The sequence below is a fragment of the Sanguibacter sp. TS_SC_8 genome (assembly GCF_055361235.1).
In genome coordinates, this window is the sequence record NZ_CM143955.1 from 2,442,758 (window position 1) to 2,459,408 (window position 16,651).

At 72.5% G+C, this 16,651-nt stretch carries 14 protein-coding genes; 9 read left to right on the forward strand and 5 right to left on the reverse strand.

Annotated elements, in window-relative coordinates:
• Nucleotides 1–2: 2 nt before the first annotated feature.
• Nucleotides 3–1,040, reverse strand: coding sequence for a cell division protein ZapE (gene zapE / locus ACWA15_RS11150; RefSeq protein ID WP_464055283.1), 1,038 nt, complete (start codon nt 1,038–1,040; stop codon nt 3–5).
• 38 nt (nt 1,041–1,078) lie between these two features.
• Between zapE and ACWA15_RS11155 the strand changes: the two genes are divergently transcribed.
• From ACWA15_RS11155 to ACWA15_RS11170, 4 genes are all read left to right on the forward strand, one after another.
• Nucleotides 1,079–1,570, forward strand: coding sequence for a SufE family protein (locus ACWA15_RS11155; protein WP_464055284.1), 492 nt, complete (start codon nt 1,079–1,081; stop codon nt 1,568–1,570).
• Nucleotides 1,567–2,355, forward strand: coding sequence for a dihydrofolate reductase family protein (locus ACWA15_RS11160; protein ID WP_464055286.1), 789 nt, complete (start codon nt 1,567–1,569; stop codon nt 2,353–2,355). Before ACWA15_RS11155 ends, ACWA15_RS11160 begins: the two co-directional genes overlap by 4 nt.
• A gap of 9 nt (nt 2,356–2,364) precedes the next feature.
• Nucleotides 2,365–2,850, forward strand: a complete 486-nt coding sequence (locus ACWA15_RS11165) for a hypothetical protein (protein ID WP_464055288.1) — start codon at nt 2,365–2,367, stop codon at nt 2,848–2,850.
• Between the two features lie 77 nt (nt 2,851–2,927).
• A complete protein-coding gene (locus ACWA15_RS11170; RefSeq protein WP_464055290.1) occupies nt 2,928–4,160 on the forward strand; it encodes a carboxylate--amine ligase in 1,233 nt (410 codons plus the stop codon).
• On the opposite strand, the gene ACWA15_RS11175 is transcribed toward ACWA15_RS11170, so the two are convergent.
• Both ACWA15_RS11175 and gndA read right to left on the reverse strand, forming a co-directional pair.
• Nucleotides 4,150–5,316, reverse strand: coding sequence for a DegT/DnrJ/EryC1/StrS family aminotransferase (locus ACWA15_RS11175; protein ID WP_464055291.1), 1,167 nt, complete (start codon nt 5,314–5,316; stop codon nt 4,150–4,152). The genes ACWA15_RS11170 and ACWA15_RS11175 overlap by 11 nt on opposite strands.
• Nucleotides 5,317–5,332: 16 nt before the next feature.
• Nucleotides 5,333–6,769, reverse strand: coding sequence for an NADP-dependent phosphogluconate dehydrogenase (gene gndA, locus ACWA15_RS11180; RefSeq protein ID WP_464055292.1), 1,437 nt, complete (start codon nt 6,767–6,769; stop codon nt 5,333–5,335).
• Between the two features lie 145 nt (nt 6,770–6,914).
• On the opposite strand from gndA, the gene ACWA15_RS11185 reads away from it, so the two are divergent.
• From ACWA15_RS11185 to ACWA15_RS11195, 3 genes are all read left to right on the forward strand, one after another.
• The gene (locus ACWA15_RS11185; protein ID WP_464055293.1) at nt 6,915–7,517 is read left to right on the forward strand and encodes a DUF3000 domain-containing protein; all 603 of its coding nucleotides are present in this window, start codon (nt 6,915–6,917) and stop codon (nt 7,515–7,517) included.
• 82 nt (nt 7,518–7,599) lie between these two features.
• A complete protein-coding gene (locus ACWA15_RS11190; RefSeq protein ID WP_464055295.1) occupies nt 7,600–8,961 on the forward strand; it encodes an HRDC domain-containing protein in 1,362 nt (453 codons plus the stop codon).
• 3 nt (nt 8,962–8,964) lie between these two features.
• Nucleotides 8,965–9,948 (forward strand): lipid II:glycine glycyltransferase FemX, encoded by a 984-nt coding sequence (locus tag ACWA15_RS11195; protein WP_464055297.1) that lies wholly within the window; start codon nt 8,965–8,967, stop codon nt 9,946–9,948.
• A gap of 3 nt (nt 9,949–9,951) precedes the next feature.
• On the opposite strand, the gene ACWA15_RS11200 is transcribed toward ACWA15_RS11195, so the two are convergent.
• A complete protein-coding gene (locus tag ACWA15_RS11200) occupies nt 9,952–11,739 on the reverse strand; it encodes a CocE/NonD family hydrolase (RefSeq protein ID WP_464055298.1) in 1,788 nt (595 codons plus the stop codon).
• 27 nt (nt 11,740–11,766) lie between these two features.
• On the reverse strand, nt 11,767–13,014 hold the full coding sequence (locus tag ACWA15_RS11205; protein ID WP_464055299.1) for a heparan-alpha-glucosaminide N-acetyltransferase domain-containing protein: 1,248 nt from the start codon (nt 13,012–13,014) through the stop codon (nt 11,767–11,769).
• A gap of 119 nt (nt 13,015–13,133) precedes the next feature.
• On the opposite strand from ACWA15_RS11205, the gene ACWA15_RS11210 reads away from it, so the two are divergent.
• Nucleotides 13,134–14,378 carry a thiolase family protein gene (locus ACWA15_RS11210; RefSeq protein ID WP_464055300.1) on the forward strand — a complete coding sequence of 415 codons (1,245 nt, stop codon included), beginning with the start codon at nt 13,134–13,136 and terminating at the stop codon, nt 14,376–14,378.
• 11 nt (nt 14,379–14,389) lie between these two features.
• Entirely contained in the window at nt 14,390–16,513 is a 2,124-nt protein-coding gene (locus tag ACWA15_RS11215; protein WP_464055302.1) for a 3-hydroxyacyl-CoA dehydrogenase NAD-binding domain-containing protein, read from the forward strand.
• Nucleotides 16,514–16,651: the final 138 nt, after the last annotated feature.

Below are 16,651 nucleotides of genomic sequence, written 5' to 3' on the forward strand. Positions count from 1 at the left end.
GCCTAGGCGACCCGCTCCACGAGGTCCTGCCCGTCCTGCGCGAGGGACCCCAGACGCGAGAGCGCGCGGAGGTACTTCTTGCGGTACCCGCCGGTGAGCATCTGCTCGGTGAACAGGTCGACCAGCCCGGAACCGCCGAGCAGGACCGGCACGTCACGGTCGTAGAGACGGTCGACGAGCACCACGAGGCGCAGCCCGGTCGACTGGTCGGTCACCGGGTGCACGCCGGTCAGGCCGAGCAGCGTCACGTCGTCGAGCAGGGCGCCGTACTTGCTCGGGTGCACCCGGGCGAGGTAGCCGAGCAGCTCGTCGAAGTCGTCGATCATCGCCCCGTCCCGCCCGGCGACCGCGCCGGTCACGGCGTCGTCGGACAGGCCGAGCGACTCGATGACGATGTCACGGTGGCGGTAGTCCTCCCCGTCCACCCGCATGATCTCGAAGCGGGCGGCCAGCGCCTGGATCTCGCGAAGGAAGTCCTCCGCCGCGAAGCGCCCCTCACCGAGGGAGTCGGGCAGCGTGTTCGACGTCGCAGCGAGCGCCACCCCGCGGTCGGCGAGCTCGCGCAGCAGGCGTGACATGAGGACCGTGTCCCCGGGGTCGTCGAGCTCGAACTCGTCGATGCAGACCAGGCGCTTGGTGGCGAGCGCCTCGACGGTCCTGGCGAAGCCGAGCGCACCGACGAGGTTCGTGTACTCCACGAACGTCCCGTAGTACGTCGCCTCCGGGCCGACGGCGTGCGCGAGCGCGGCGAGCAGGTGGGTCTTGCCGACGCCGAAGCCGCCGTCGAGGTAGACCGCGACGGCCTTCTTCGGGGCGACGACCCGCAGCCGGCGCAGCCACCCGCCCGAGCCGCCGTCGAGGAGCTCGGCGACCTCGGCGAGGCGCTGGGCGGTCGTCTGCTGGCTCGGGTAGCGGGGGTTGGCCCGGTAGGAGGCGAAGGAGGCTCCGGCGAAGTGCCGCGGGGGCACAAGGTCAGCCAGCAGCCGTTCGGTCGGGACATGGGGACGGACCTGCGTCAGGTGCGTCGTAGCGGCAGTCACGAGTCTCCAGTCTACCGGCGACCGCCTAGGCTGGAACTGTGTCGATCACCACTGCCTCCCCCTCCGGTTCCCCTGCCCTCCCACCCGCGCTCGCCGCCCTGATCGAGGACTTCGTCGCCCTCGCCCCGGCTCAGCGCCTCGAGATGCTCGTCGAGATGGGCGACGAGGTGCCCGACGTCCCCGAGCCGTACGCGAGCGACCTGTCCCGCATGGAGCAGGTCACCGAGTGCCAGTCCCCCGTGTACGTCGCGACCGAGGTCGCCGCCGTCGCCCCGCACGCCGCGACGATCCACATCAGCGCCCCCGCGGAGGCACCCACCACCCGCGGTTTCGCCGGGGTGCTGAGCGAGGGGCTCGCCGGACTCACCGCCGCGGAGGTCCTCGCTGTCCCCGCCGACCTGCCCACCCGCCTCGGGCTGGCCACTCTGATCAGCCCGCTGCGCCTGGGCGGCATGGCCTCGCTGCAGGGCCGGATCCAGCGCCAGGTGCGTGAGCACCTCGCCGGGCTCGGGGCCGGGACCCCCGGATGAGCGACGCCGGACCGGGGCTAGGGGTCCTCGTGGCCACCGGCCCCGGCCCTCGCCCGGGCGCCCACCTCGCCCCCGACCCTGCCGAGCGGGACCTGTCCGCGCTCTACGCCCACCCGTTCCCGCCGCCGGGCCGCACCTATGTGCGGGCCAACATGGTCACCACGATCGACGGCGCCGCGTGGGGGGACACGGGCCGCTCCGGGTCGATCAACAACTCCGCGGACTTCCGCGCCTTCACCGTCATGCGGGCCATGGCCGACGTCGTGCTCGTGGGCGCCGGGACGGCCCGCACCGAGGGGTACACCCCGCTCGAGGTGCCGCCCGCGCTGACCGCCACGCGGGTGGCCGCCGGGCTCCCGCCGACGCTGACGACCGTCGTGGTCACCCGGTCCGGTACCCTGCCGGACGCCTTCCTCACCCCCGAGGCCGCATCCTGCCTCGTGCTGACGACCGTCGAGGGTGGCCGGTCGCTCGACGGGCGCCTACTCCCCGACCGGGTCCTCGTGGCCGGGAGCGGCGACGTCGACCTGGCCGCCGGCCTGGCCGAGCTGGCCCGGCGCGGCCTGACGCGGGTGCTCTGCGAGGGCGGGCCGACCCTGCTCGGCGACCTGCTCGGTGCCGGCCTCGTCGACGAGGTGTGCGTGACCACCAGCCCGCAGCTGGTCGCCGGGCCCGCCACCCGCATCGTGCGCACGGCCGGGTACCTGCGCCCGCCGGCCGCGGCGCGGCTCGCCCACCTGCTGATCAGCGACGGCGTGCTGCTCGCGCGGTGGCTCTGGCAGTAAGGTGTTGGCGTGACCGACACCATTCTCGTGCTGACCGAAGACACCCTTCTCGCCGCCGACGCCGACAAGATCGTCGCCCTGCACGCCGACGACGACGTGCGCTACCGCGTCCTCGTCCCGGCCGAGACCGGCCAGAGCCTCCTCGGTGCGATCTTCGAGCACCTGGGCTCGGGCCAGTTCAAGGAAGCCTGGGACGACGCGACCGAAGGCGTCCCGAGCACGACCGAGGCCAAGGCGGAGGCCGGCGAACGCCTCGCCGGGAGCATCACCGCCCTCGCCGCCGCCGGGGCGCCCGCCACCGGCCAGATCATCGACGAGGACCCGCTCCCCGCCCTGCACACCGCGATCGCGGCCGAGGAGATCCTCGAGGTCGTCGTCGTCAGCTACCCCCACCTCGTCGAGGACACCTTCCACCGGGACTGGGCCTCCCGGGCCCGGGAAGAGCTGCACGTGCCGGTCCTGCACCTGTACTCCGGGACCAGCGAGCTCGGCTGAGCCGAGCCCGCCGCGTAGGATAGCCACGCCCACGGCGTACCGTCGGCGGGAGTCTGAAGAGCTGGGAGCACGGCTGCATGACCTATGGAAACGACACGTTCGTCCCGATCATCCTCGGGACGAACGTCAATGCGTACAACATCGCCCGGTCCTTGCACGAGGCGTTCGGAGTGCGCTCCCTCGCCCTCGGTCGAGCGCCCCTGCCCGAGACCGCCGGCTCGAAGATCATCGACGTGCGGACCTACCGGGACTTCGACCAGCCCGAGGTGATCGTCGCGACGCTCAAGGCCCTCGCCGCCGAGCTCCCCGGCCGCCAGCGCCTCCTCATCTCCAACATCGAGTTCTACACGAACGTGCTCCTCGAGCACCGTGCCGAGCTCGAGGAGCACTACATCATCCCGCTCGTGGACGCGGCCCTGGCCGCCCGGCTGATGAACAAGACCGACTTCTACCGCACCTGCGCCGAGCTCGGGGTACCCCACCCCGAGACGGTCGTCGTGCGCCCCGGCGCCCAGACCGAGCAGCTCGGGGAGGACCTCCCGTTCCCCTACCCGGTCATCCTCAAGCCGTCGAACACCGACACGTACCCGCGGATCGCCTTCGAGGGCAAGCAGAAGGTCTACCTCGTCACGTCCCCGGCTGAGCTGCGCGACCTGGTCGAGCGGATCTTCGCTGCCGGATACGACGACGACCTCATCGTGCAGGAGTACCTGGCTGGCGACGAGACGGTCATGCGCGTCGCCAACACCTACTCCGACCGGCACGGGCGGATGCGGTTCCTGTCCGTGGGGCAGGTCGCGCTCACCGAGTACAACCCGCGCGAGGTCGGCAACAACAACGCCATCATCTCGATCACCGACGACGACCTCGCCGGGTCGATCCGGACCCTGCTCGACGGCGTCGGCTACGTCGGGACCGCCAACTTCGACGTCATGGTCGACCGGCGCACCGGCGCGAGCAAGATCCTCGAGGTCAACCTGCGCCAGGGCGCCACGAGCTACTACACCATGGCGGCCGGCGGGAACCTCACGCGGTGCCTCGTCGACGACCACGTCGACGGTCAGGGTCTCACCGACACGGTGACCACCACCGAGCGGCTCTGGGTCAACGTGCCCTACCTCGTGGTCCTCGCGTTCGCGCCCCGGGCCATCCGCGCGCAGGTCCGCGCAGCCGCACGCAACGGCGGCACGGTCCACACGCTGCGCTACCGGGCTGACCGCAGCCTCGCCCGGCGCCTGGTCATCGCCCGCATCGACCTGCGGCACACCCTCGACTACCTTCGCTACGCCCGGGTGCGTCTCAACCGATGACGTCGAGGACCGCGCGCGCCACCTGCCGCGCAGTCGCCACGTCCACCCGGGTCGGCAGGTTGACGATCCGGGTGATGACGTCCTCGGTCGTGGTGAGCGTGCCGTCCCCCGGCACGTACCCGTAGACCGCGGGGTCATGGGCGCCCGGGAACAGCGCGGGCCGGTACCACCGCCCGGGGTAGTGCCCGGCCGCAGTGAGCGTGTCGAGGATCCGCTCGGCGGTCGCGCCGTCCGCGGCGAGGAACGGGAACCGGACCAGGGCGCGGCGCCCCGTGATCGCGGCTGGGACCTCCACCGCGTCGCCCAGCAGCTCCAGGTACGTCTCGACGACCGCGGCCCGCCGCGACTCGTCGGCGTCCAGGGCCGGCAGGTGTGCGGCGATCTGCGCGATCATCCAGGGCGAGGGTGCCATCGGCGGGTACGGGAGACCGCCCCGCTGCTCGACCGGCGCGATCGGGGGCTCGAGGAGCCGGGTCCGCACGAGCGTGGAGCGCAGCGGTCCGGCGAGCCGTGACGGCAGCCTGTTGAGCACCCGCACCTGCGTGCGGTACGCCCGGGTGACGAGGTCGATCCGCCGCCCGACCGGGCGCAGCGCGCTCAGCCGTTCGACCAGCAGCGCGCGCAGCTCGGCGTCGGCCATCGCCGGGTTGAGCCAGATCGCCCCGCCGAAGCGGGTCGGGAGCATCTTCTCCACCCCGAAGGAGTGCACCGAGACGTCCGCGACGGGGAGGCCCGCCTCGTCGCGGGCCAGGGTGCCCACGCAGTGGGCGCTGTCCTCGAGCAGGACCGCGCCCGCCTCCCGGGCGAGGGAGGCCAGCGCCCCCGCGCCGGCGTCGTCGACGATCCCGAAGGTGTGCTGGACGACGACGACGCGGGTCCGTTCCCCGAGGACGACGCGCGCCGGGTCGATCGCGTAGGAGGAGGGCGACACCTCGGCGTAGACCGGGTGCAGCCCTCCTGCCAGGAGCGGGTCGACCGCCGTCGAGCAGGTGAGCACCTGGGTGACGGCCTCACCGGGTCCGCGCAGGTCGGCCACCGCGCGCGCGAGGACCTCCATGGCGTAGCGGGCCTTGAACACGAGGAACCAGTCGCCCGGCTCGGTCCTGGTGCGGGCGGCGAGCGCCCCGGTGATCGCGGCGGCGCCGTCGGCGGTCATGATGCTCCTGCGGCGGTCAGGCGTCGGACTCGCTGCGGTCCAGGGACCACTCGGTGTGGAACACTCCGGCCTTGTCGACGCGGTGGTAGGTGTGCGCTCCGAAGAAGTCACGCTGGGCCTGGATGAGGTTGGCCGGCAGCCGCTCGGCGCGCACGCCGTCGTAGTAGGACAGCGAGGAACCGAACGCCGGCGTGGGGACACCGTTGAGCGCGGCGAGGGAGACGATCCGACGCCACGAGGAGACACCCTCGCCGACCTTCTTGGTGAAGTACGGGTCGGCGAGCAGCAGCGCGAGGTCGGCGTCGCGCTCGTAGGCCTCGGTGATGCGGTTGAGGAAGCGGGCCCGGATGATGCAGCCACCCCGCCAGATCCGTGCCATCGCGCCACGGTCGATGTTCCAGCCGAACTCGGCGGACGCCGCGGCGATCTGGTCGAAGCCCTGGGAGTAGGCGACGACCTTGGAGGAGTACAGGGCCAGGCGGACGTCCTCGATGAAGGCGGCGCGGTCGGTGACGTCCCAGGTGCCGGCGTCGCCGACGAGCACCCCGGCGGCGGCGGTGCGCTGGGGCACCGAGCCGGACAGCGCGCGGGCGAAGGTCGCCTCGGCGATGCCGGTGATCGGCACCCCGAGGTCGAGGGCGTTCTGGACCGTCCAGCGGCCGGTGCCCTTCTGCTCGGCGCGGTCGAGGATGATGTCGACGAAAGGCTGACCGGTCTCGGCGTCGACGTGCTGGAGCACGTCGGCGGTGATCTCGATGAGGAAGGACTCGAGGTCGCCGGTGTTCCACTCGGCGAAGATCTCACCGATCTCCTGGGCGGAGGCCCCCAGGCCCTGCTTGAGCAGGTCGTAGGCCTCGGCGATGAGCTGCATGTCGGCATACTCGATGCCGTTGTGGACCATCTTGACGAAGTGACCGGCGCCGTCGGAGCCGATGTAGGTGCAGCACGGGATGCCGTCGACCTTGGCGGAGATGTCCTCGAGGATCGGGCCGAGCCACTGGTAGGACTCCGCGGAGCCGCCGGGCATGATCGAGGGTCCGTTGAGGGCACCCTCCTCGCCGCCGGAGACGCCGGTCCCCACGAAGTGCAGGCCGTGCTCCTTGAGCTCGGCCTCGCGGCGGATGGTGTCGGGGAAGTGCGCGTTGCCGGCGTCGATGATGATGTCCCCGGCGTCCAGCAGGGGCACGAGCTCGGCGATCACAGCGTCGGTCGGGCCGCCGGCCTTGACCATGATGACGACCTTGCGCGGCTGGGCGAGGGAGGCGACGAAGTCCGCCATCGACTCCGAGGCGATGAAGTCGCCGTCGGAGCCGTGGTCTGCGATGAGCGACGCCGTCTTGGCGTAGGAACGGTTGTGCACGGCGGTGGTGTATCCGTGCCGGGCGAAGTTCCTCGCGAGGTTGCGACCCATGACCGCAAGGCCGGTGACGCCGATCTGTGCGCGTGCAGACATCAAACTTCTCCTTCGTCGCTTCAACGTGTCCCGTCAGAATAGCCGCGACCGCCGCGGCGGCGCCGACCATCTCACGACGGTGTCAATCCCCCACCCACGGGCGTGGCTCGACTCTTTTGTCAGGTACCGGTCCTACAGTGCGAGTGTGACCAACGCCTCCGCAGCCGTCCCGCCCGCCGCCTTCGCGCGGGCGCTGGCGTCGCTGCGGGCGGTAGCCACCCGGCCGGACCTGCGACTGCAGGAGATCCCCGCCCCCGCCCGGGTCGCGCCCTACGCCGCCGCCCTGTCCGGGCGCCTGCTGCGCTCGGGAGCCAGGGCCGCGCTCGAGCAGGACGACGCCGACGACGACGTCGCGGACGGCCGCTTCATCGTGCTGCACGACCCGGTCGGCCAGGTCGAGTGGCGCGGCACCTTCCGGGTGGTCACCCTCGTGCGGGCCGAGGTCGACGCCGAGATGGGCACCGACCCGATGCTCAACGAGGTCGCCTGGACCTGGCTGACCGACAGCCTCGCCGACCACGTCGGCGGCGTCGACGCGCTGGGGGGCACGGTGACCCGGGTGGTCAGCCAGACCTTCGGGGTGATGGCCGAGAACCAGGACCGCGTCGAGCTCGAGATCCGCGCCTCGTGGACCCCCCGCACCCCCGACCTCGGCGGCCACCTGCTCGCCTGGGAACAGATGCTCGCCGCCGCGGCCGGCGTGCCCCGCCTGCCCGACGGCGTCCGGGCGATCTACCGCCGCCCCTGAGGTCTCGCCGCGGCGGTCTCTCCGCGGCGGTCTCTCGGCCCGGCGTGAGGGGATCGGGGCTCACGAGGAATACCGTGGGGCCATGAGCTCACCAGCACCGGCCGGCGGCCCGGCCACCCAGACCCCTGCGCCCGCATCACCTGGATCGCCCGAGTCGACCCAGACGCCCACCGGACCCGTGGTCACCGCGCTGACCGCCCCCGCCGGCGGCATCCCCCCGGTCGTGACCACCCCCGCTGCGCTGGCCCGCACGGTCGCGGCGTTCGCGGCGGGCTCCGGCCCGGTGGCCGTGGACGCCGAGCGCGCCTCCGGATACCGCTACGGCCAGAGCACGTACCTCGTGCAGCTGCGGCGGGAGGGTGCCGGCACGGCGCTCATCGACCCGATCGCGCTCCCCGACCTGTCCGACCTCAGCGAGGCGCTCGAGGGCGTCGAGTGGGTGCTGCACGCGGCCTCCCAGGACCTCCCCGGCCTGCGGGAGCAGAACCTCCGGCCGTCGGCAGTCTTCGACACCGAGCTGGCCGCCCGGATCCTCGGCATGGACCGGGTGGGGCTGGCGGCCGTGGTCGCAGAGGTCCTGGGCCTCGGGCTGGCGAAGGAGCACTCGGCCGTGGACTGGTCGACCCGTCCGCTGCCGCAGGACTGGCTGCTCTACGCCGCCCTCGACGTCGAGGTGCTCGTCGAGCTGCGCGAGCAGATGGGTGCCCGGCTCGCGCAGGCCGGCAAGACCGAGTGGGCCCGCCAGGAGTTCGAGGCGGTCCGCCTCGCGGCGCCGCCGGCCCCGCGGGTCGACCCGTGGCGCCGGGTGTCGGGATCGCACACCCTGCGCCAGGCCCGCCAGCTCGCCGTCGTGCGGGAGCTGTGGCTCGCCCGCGACGACAACGCCCGACGCCGCGACGTCGCCCCCGGGCGGGTGCTCCCCGACCGCGCGATCATCGCCGCGGCGCAGGCCCTGCCGCGCTCGGTCCCCGCGCTCACCGCGCTGCCCGCCTTCGCGGGCAAGGGCACCCAGCGCCGGGCGGTGCTGTGGCAGTCGGCGATCGACCGCGCGCTCGCGCTGCCCGCGGGCGACCTGCCCTCGCTCAACGCCCCGCGGACCGACGCCCCACCTTCCCCGCGGGCCTGGGCCGAGCGGGACCCGCTCGCCGCGGCCCGGCTGGAGGCCGCGCGCGCGGTCGTCAGCGACCTCGCCACCACCCACCACATCCCGGTCGAGAACCTGCTCCAGCCCGACGCCCTGCGCCGGCTGTGCTGGACCCCGCCGGCGCAGATCACCGAGGCCTCGGTCGGGGAGCTGCTGCGCGCGCGCGGTGCCCGCCCGTGGCAGGTCGACCTGCTGTCCGGCGCGCTCACCACCGCTCTCGTGGACGCCCGGCCTGCCGCTCCGCCGACCACCGCGCCGACCACAGCGCAGCCCGCGCCCGTTCAGCCCGGTAGGGTCTGAGAAATGCTCAGCATCGACGTCGTCACCGATCCGACCGCCTGGGACGAGCACGTGCTCGCCCTCCAGGGTCACCCGCTCCAGCTCTGGGGATGGGGTGAGCTCAAGGCCGCCCACGGCTGGCGGGCGCTGCGGCTGCTGGTCACCGACTCCGGGCGCCGGGTGGGCGCCGCCCAGGTGCTGGTCCGGCCCTTGCCCGGGGTGTTCCGGGCGCTCAGCTACGTCCCGCGGGGACCGGCGGTCGAGGCGACCGAGGACCGCGGCGCCGTGTGCGACGCGGTGACGGAGTACTGCCGCCGAGAGGTCCGCGGCGTCGGGATCACCTTCGAGCCGGACTGGGCCGAGACCGAGCCGGTCGCGATCACCGACGGGCGCCCGGCGATCAACCCGATCCTCTTCCCGACCACCCTCATCCTCGACGTCACCCAGACCGAGGACGCCCTCCAGGCGGCGATGTCGAAGTCGACCCGCTACGACATCCGCAAGGCCGCCCGGTCCGGGCTCGACGTGCGCCGGGTGCGCGACGCCGAGACCCTCCAGGCCGTGCTCGGCGTCTATCACGAGACCGCCGAGCGGGCGGGCTTCGCCCTGCACTCCGACGGGTACTACCTCGACCTGCACCGCCTGCTCGGGGAGCACTCGGTGGTCGTGGCGGCCTTCGACGGCGACGCTCCCGTCGCGTTCGTCTGGTGCGTCAGCTCGGGGCACACCTCCTTCGAGCTGTACGGCGGGATCAACGACGCCGGGCGCAAGCTCCGCGCGAACGCGCCGGTGAAGTGGGCCTCGATCCTGGAGGCCAAGTCCGCGGGGCTGGCCCGGTACGACATGAACGGCCTGCTCAACGACGGCATCTCCGACTTCAAGCGGAGCTTCGCCCAGCACACCGACCAGCTGGTCGGGTCGGTCGACGTGCCGTTCTCCTTCTGGTACTCGGCCTGGAACCGGGCGCTGCCGGCGGCGAAGACCATCGTGCGCCGGGTGCGCCGCTGACCCTCATGAGGCCGGTGGGGTCGGGTGTCCGAGCTCGATCCAGCTCTCCCCGCCGAAGTGCAGCGTGTTGCGGCTGAGGTAGGGCGGCACAGGCAGGTCGAACTGTGCGTATCCGTCGGCGGGGCTCATCCGCAGCAGATCGGTCCGGCTCGCGATGTCGAGCCGGAGCGTGTCACCGGGCTGGAGCAGCGTCGGCGCCGGAGTGAGGCTGAACCGCAAGGTCACCCTCTCCCCCGGGATCAGCGGTGTCCGTCGGCCGGAATCGATCGCGATCTCGATCGCCGTGCTGCGCTCGTCGTCGACGGTGCGTGCCGCGGGGCGGATGGCCCCCATCGACAGGTGATGCCGCTGTCCCCCGACGTCTGTGCGCGAGAGCCGCGCGAGCACGTAGGAGTCGATCTCGTTGCAGCTGAAGGACAGGTTCGCCGTGACGGCGCCGGCGATCTGCGTCGGAGATGTGACAGGCCAGTCGAAGGTGAGCGTCTGGTTGGCGACCTCGTCGAGCCCGCCGAGGACGGGCAGCCCGATCGGGACGGCAGCCCACGAGTTCGAGACGGACGCCGTCAGGTCGGCCACCGGGTCGACCGAGAGCTGGTGACGCTGGGCGTCCGCGCCGCCGGACCCCAGGTGCAGACGCAGCGACGCAGCGTCCGCTGCAGGGAAGGCCGTGGCCGACTCGAACCGGTCAGGCCCGTCGAGCCAGTACCGCACGTGTGGCTGCTCGGCGTACCCGTTGTCCGTGCCTCGCAGCACATGGTCGAAGAACGCAAGCGCTTCACCCTGCCAGGAGTAGACGGGGATGTCGTAGGCGGGCGGTGCGAGGATCAACCATGTCGAGTCCGCCGCGGTGCCGGCGTTCTCGACGAGGTCGTAGCTGCCGAACTGGTGCAGGTTGAAGTAGCCGAGGTTCTGCACCACGACGAAGGGGACATCGATGTCGCCGAGCGTGTCCTCGGCACCGACCGGCACCAGGTTCGCCTCACGCGACTTCGCATCGAAGAGCCAGCTCGCGTACACCTCGCGCACCCTCTCCACGGGCGTCGCGGCCATGAAGGCTGCGAACATGCGGTCGACGTCGTGGTGCACCGCCTTCTCGACCAGGGCGTGCAACGGGCCGTTGGCCACCTGGCTGATCGCGGCGCGTCGATCGGGTGAGATCCGCTCGTCGTAGGCCTTCTGCGTGAAGTTCGCGCCCATCCACACGTCGAGAAAGTGCAGTGCGGGCACGCCGCCGAAGTAGACGAGCTGGCGGTACAGGTCGGTGCAGATCTCGTTGGCGAAGAACGCTCTCAGCGCCGGGGGGCGCCGCGCAGCGACCATCGGCTGGGTCATGCCGTAGTAGGAGGTGCCGAACAGGACCACCTCGCCCGTGCACCATGGCTGCTGCGCCGCCCACGCGATCGCTGCCTCGTGGTCATCGATGTCCTGCGGATCGAAGAACACCACCTGCTCGCCCGTGGAGCGGCCCATGCCGCGTCGCTCGACGATCACCGGCGCGTATCCGCGGTCGGTAAACACCGGCGGGGATCCGATCTCGTTCGAACCGCTCGGGATGCCCGCCGTCAGGCGTTCGGTGCTGTACGCAGCGAAGGAGAGCACCGCCGGATAGCGACCCTCGCGCCGCGGCAGATACACGTCCGCGTGCAGCACCGCCCCGTCCGACACGGAGATGGCCTGGTCGGGCAGCATCCGCTGACCCAGCCCCTCGAACGCTGCAGCGCGCGGGGTCCAGCCGGCGTACTGCCGCCCAGCCATCGACGGGTGCAGCGGGAGATGCGCATGTCCGGTCACGGGGAACCCCTCTCATCGGTGGGTAGGTCAGGTCGGCTGAGCCTTGGTGGCGGGCGGGATCGACGCCGCCCGCCACGACACCCGGGTGAGCAGACGTTCCAGGGGCCCGCGGCCGAGGAAGAACCGCCACAGCGTGCAGGCGACGAGCGTGCAGCCGACGAAGGCCCACAGCAGCTCGAAGCCGGTGTGCTCCCAGTACGCCTCCCCCAGCTGCCACAGCACCACGATGTGGACCGCATAGGCGGTCAGCGCCAGCGAGCCCACGGCCGCGACCGGGACCAGCACCCACCACAGCCACCGGGACACGAGGAGGCACGCGCCGATGACGGCCATCGCGACCCCGCCCGAGCCGATGACCTCGAGCAGGCCGCCCGAGTGCGCCTGCGCGGTGCGCGCGACGGCGGCGAGGTCGGGCATGGTGAAGGGGCCGGGGACGGGAGCGACCCAGGTGCCCCCCTCGGTGGTGCCCAGGTCGACGGAGGCCACCTGCGTCCCGGCGGAGAGGGCCAGGGAGTAGGCGAGGGCCGCGACGGTCGCGCCGACGCCGAGCAGGCGCAGCTGGATCGTGCGCCGGCCGAGGTCGCAGCGTCCGATCGCCAGGCCGAGGACGACGAAGGTGAACCAGACGAGGGCGGGGTAGGGCCCGGTGACGAGCAGGTCGGCGAGCGGGGCGTAGCCCAGCTCGGCCCACCCCAGGACCGCGATGACGACCGGGCGCAGGAACGGCAGGACCACCGCGGACGCTCCGGCGAGCAGGAAGAGGTTGCGGACCGGCCAGCGCAGGAACGGCAGGGAGAGCACGAACAGCACGGCGTAGGACTGGAGGATCACCTCGACGGGGGTGCCGAGCATCGTCAACAGCTCCCCGATGACGAGGACGAGGACGGCGCGGACAAGGATGCGGGTCCTCGCCTGGAGGGCGGGGACACCGCCGTATGGGCGGGACCGTCCGGACATGATCGCGAGGGAGACCCCGGCCAGCGTGGCGAAGAGGATCGAGGACCGCCCGTCGACCATCCAGCTCCACGGGAGTGCACCGGCTCCGGTGACCGGGTGCGGCTCGTAGAGGTGGGCCACGAACATCCCGAGGATCGCGATCCCGCGAGCCACGTCGAGCCCCACGACGCGTCCCGCTCCGCCCGAGAGCCGGGCCACGCCCCTGCGCCAGTAGCCGACCGGCTCCGTGCGCGCCGCGCCCCCGACGTCGACCGGGACCGGGGGTGTGGCGGTGGTCGCGGGAGCGGATGTTCCTGAAGGGACCGCGAACTTGGTCATGTCCTCGAGCGTAGGTCCGTCACGCCGTCTTCGCTCTGGTCGGCACCTCCCTGGACTTTCCTGAAACTCCCGGTAGCCTGTACCCGGTGGACACCGTCGTCCGTCAGTCAGGAGATCTCATGCCCATCTCGGCCCATCGCCGGTCCGTCCGTGACGTCGTCTTCGTCGAGGGGGTGCGCACCCCCTTCGGCAAGGCCCGACCCGATGGCCTCTACGGATACACCCGCTCCGACGACCTGGCCGTCAAAGCCGTCCGGGAGCTGCTGCGGCGCCGACCCGAGCTGCCCACCGAGCGCATCGACGAGGTCGCCCTCGCCGCGACCACCCAGAGAGGTGACCAGGGCCTGACCCTGGGCCGGTCGGTCGCCGTGCTGGCCGGGCTCCCCGTCACCGTCCCGGGTTTTGCGATCGACCGGATGTGCGCAGGCGCCATGACCGCGGTCACCACGACCGCCTCGGCGATCGGGTTCGGCCAGCAGGACGTCACCCTGGCCGGGGGCCTCGAGCACATGGGCCACCACCCGATGGGTACCGACGCCGATCCCAACCCGCGGTTCGTCTCCGAGAAGCTCGTCGAGCCCTCCGCCCTCGTCATGGGCGCGACCGCGGAGAACCTCCACGACCGCTTCCCGCACCTGACCAAGGAGCGCGCCGACGCCTACGGCGTCGCGAGCCAGGCCAAGTACGCCGCGGCCCTCGCGGCCGGGCAGATCACCGGCGACCTCGTCCCCGTCGCGGTCCGCTCCCCCGAGCTCGGCTGGGGGCTGGCCACCGCCGACGAGCTCGCCCGTCCCGGGACCACGCTGGCGGACATCGCCGGCCTCAAGACGCCCTTCCGCCCCGGCGGGCGGGTCACCGCGGGCAACGCCTCCCCGCTCACCGACGGCGCCGCCGTCTGCCTGCTCGCCGACGGCGACACGGTCGCCGAGCTGGGTCTGCCGGCCCGGATGCGCCTGGTGTCCTTCGCCTACGCAGGTGTGCCGCCGGAGATCATGGGAGTCGGACCCGTCCCGGCGACCGAGCGCGCCCTGGCCAACGCCGGACTGTCGATCGGCGACATCGGCCTCTTCGAGATCAACGAGGCCTTCGCCGTCCAGGTCCTCGCCTTCCTCGACCACTTCGACATGCCCGACGACGACCCGCGGGTGAACCTGTACGGCGGGGCGATCGCGGTGGGCCACCCCCTCGCCTCCTCCGGCGTGCGGCTGATGACCCAGCTCGCGCGACAGTTCGCCGAGCACCCCGGCGTCCGGTACGGGCTGACCACGATGTGCGTGGGACTGGGCATGGGCGGGACCGTCATCTGGGAGAACCCCCACCACGCGGACTACTCCGGGCACACGAGCGCCCCCACCGAGAACTGACAGGAGCCGACATGACCACGACCCGCCCCGATGCCCCGGCCGAACGCGTCACCCACGCCCTGGTGCGCGACGTCGCGCTGCCCTCCGGCGGCACGCTCGCCCTCATCACCCTCGACAACGGGCTGGACCACACCAAGCCCACGACCCTGGGACCGCTCGGCCTCGCCGAGCTGGAAGCTGCCCTGACCGTGGTGTCCCGGCGCGCCGCCGACGGGGAGATCACCGCGGCCGCGGTGACCGGCAAGCCCTATTTCCTGGCCGCCGGCGCGGACCTGACCGCCGCCGCGGCGGTCACCAGCCGGGCCGCCGCCCACGAGCTCGGCGCGGCCGGGCACCGCGCCTACCGGCTGCTCACCGACATGGCGGTGCCGACCTTCGCCTTCGTCAACGGCGTCGCCCTGGGGGGTGGCCTCGAGCTCGCGCTGGCCTGCACCTACCGGACGATCGCCTCCGACGTCCCCGCCGTGGCGCTGCCGGAGACCTCGCTCGGCCTGGTCCCCGGCTGGGGTGGGTCCTACCTGCTCCCCCGGATCGTCGGGATCGAGCGGGCGATCGAGGTGATCCTCACCCGCCCGGCCGCGAACAAGCCGTACCCGGCGGCCGAGGCCGTCCAGATCGGCCTCGCCGACGCCCTGCTCGACGCCGCGGACTTCCTCGAGCAGTCGGTCGTCTGGGCGGACGCGGTGGTGCGCGGGGAGATCGTCGTCGACCGTCCCCCGCTCGCCCCCGCGCTGGAGTGGGCCGCCGCGGTGGCGGCAGCCCGGGAGCGGGTCGACGCCGTCGTGCACGGGTCCCGGCCGGCGCCCTACCGGGCGCTGGACCTGCTGGCCGAGGCGCGCGAGGCCGACATGACGTCGGCCTTCGCGGCCGAGGACGAGGCGCTCGCCGACCTCATCATGAGCGACGAGATGCGGGCGAGCATCTACGCCTTCCACCTCGTCAACGCGGGCAAGCGCCCCACCGGCGCCCCGGACGCCGCCCTGGCCCGGCCGGTCACCCGGGTGGGCATCGTCGGCGCCGGCCTCATGGCAGCCCAGCTCGCCCTGCTCTTCGCCCGGCGCCTGGGTGTCCCGGTGGTCATGCGGGACCTCGACGCCGAACGCGTCGAGCACGGCCTGGCGGCGGTGCGCTCGACCGTGGAGAAGCTCGTGTCCACCCACCGGATGGGCGCCGACGCGGGCGCCCAGGTGCTGGCCTCGGTGCACGGGACGACGCGGATCGAGGACCTGGCGGCCTGCGACTTCGTCATCGAGGCGGTGACCGAGGTGGCGTCGCTGAAGAAGAAGGTGTTCGCCGAGCTCGAGGGCATCGTCTCCCCGCTGGCGATCCTGGCGACCAACACCTCGGCCCTGTCGATCACCGACATGGCCGCCGACCTGGCCCACCCCGAGCGGGTCGTGGGGCTGCACTTCTTCAACCCGGTCGCGCAGATGCCGCTCGTGGAGGTCGTCGACGCCGCGCGCACCGACGACGCCGCGCTGGCCACCGCCTTCGCCGTGGCCAAGAAGCTGCGCAAGACTGCCGTCCGGGTGGCCGACCGGCCCGGTTTCGTCGTCAACCGGCTGCTCGTGCTGCTGCTCGGGGAGATCGTCGGGGCGGTCGAGGACGGGACCCCGGTCGAGGTCGCCGACCGGGCACTGCGCCCGATCGGCCTGCCGATGGGACCGTTCGCGCTCTTCGACCTCGTGGGCCCGGCGGTCGGGCTGCACGTGCTCACGTCGTTGCGCGAGGACCTCGGGGACCGCTTCCCTGCCTCGCCCGGTCTGGAGCGGATCGTGGCGGAGAAGATCCCGGTGGTGCTGGCACCGGCGGGGCGCGGACTGCCCGCCCGGGTCGACCCCGCCCTGCAGGCAGCCTTCGACCCCGCGCCGGATGCACCGGTCGTGCTGGACGAGGCCGGGGTGCTCGACCGCGTCCTGACGGCGCTGACGACCGAGATCGGGCTCATGCTCGCCGAGGGGGTGGTCGCCGGACCGTCCCAGATCGACCTGTGCATGATCCTCGGGGCGGGCTGGCCGTTCAGCGCCGGGGGGATCACTCCCTACCTCGACCGCACCGGCTACTCCGAGCGGGTGCTGGGCGCCCGCCTGCTGCCGGTCGGCGCGGCGGACGCGCCGACCGTCGTCGGGGTGTGAGGCTTGACCGACGTCTCACCGTTCGAGATCAAGAGGTGGACCACTACCGCATCTGCCGCCCAAACGGGGTCAGATGTGGTAGTGGTCGACCACATCGCGAGACGGAATCCGCCGAAGGGGATTCGGTCGATTAGCGTC

Bases quoted from the DNA above. Each gene is read 5' to 3' on its own strand.
- ACWA15_RS11160 (WP_464055286.1), top strand. From the start codon at position 1,567: ATGAGCGACGCCGGACCGGGGCTAGGGGTCCTCGTGGCCACCGGCCCC.
- ACWA15_RS11170 (WP_464055290.1), top strand. From the start codon at position 2,928: ATGACCTATGGAAACGACACGTTCGTCCCGATCATCCTCGGGACGAAC.
- ACWA15_RS11175 (WP_464055291.1), bottom strand. From the start codon at position 5,316: ATGACCGCCGACGGCGCCGCCGCGATCACCGGGGCGCTCGCCGCCCGC.
- gndA (WP_464055292.1), bottom strand. From the start codon at position 6,769: ATGTCTGCACGCGCACAGATCGGCGTCACCGGCCTTGCGGTCATGGGT.
- ACWA15_RS11190 (WP_464055295.1), top strand. From the start codon at position 7,600: ATGAGCTCACCAGCACCGGCCGGCGGCCCGGCCACCCAGACCCCTGCG.
- ACWA15_RS11195 (WP_464055297.1), top strand. From the start codon at position 8,965: ATGCTCAGCATCGACGTCGTCACCGATCCGACCGCCTGGGACGAGCAC.
- ACWA15_RS11205 (WP_464055299.1), bottom strand. From the start codon at position 13,014: ATGACCAAGTTCGCGGTCCCTTCAGGAACATCCGCTCCCGCGACCACC.
- ACWA15_RS11210 (WP_464055300.1), top strand. From the start codon at position 13,134: ATGCCCATCTCGGCCCATCGCCGGTCCGTCCGTGACGTCGTCTTCGTC.
- ACWA15_RS11215 (WP_464055302.1), top strand. From the start codon at position 14,390: ATGACCACGACCCGCCCCGATGCCCCGGCCGAACGCGTCACCCACGCC.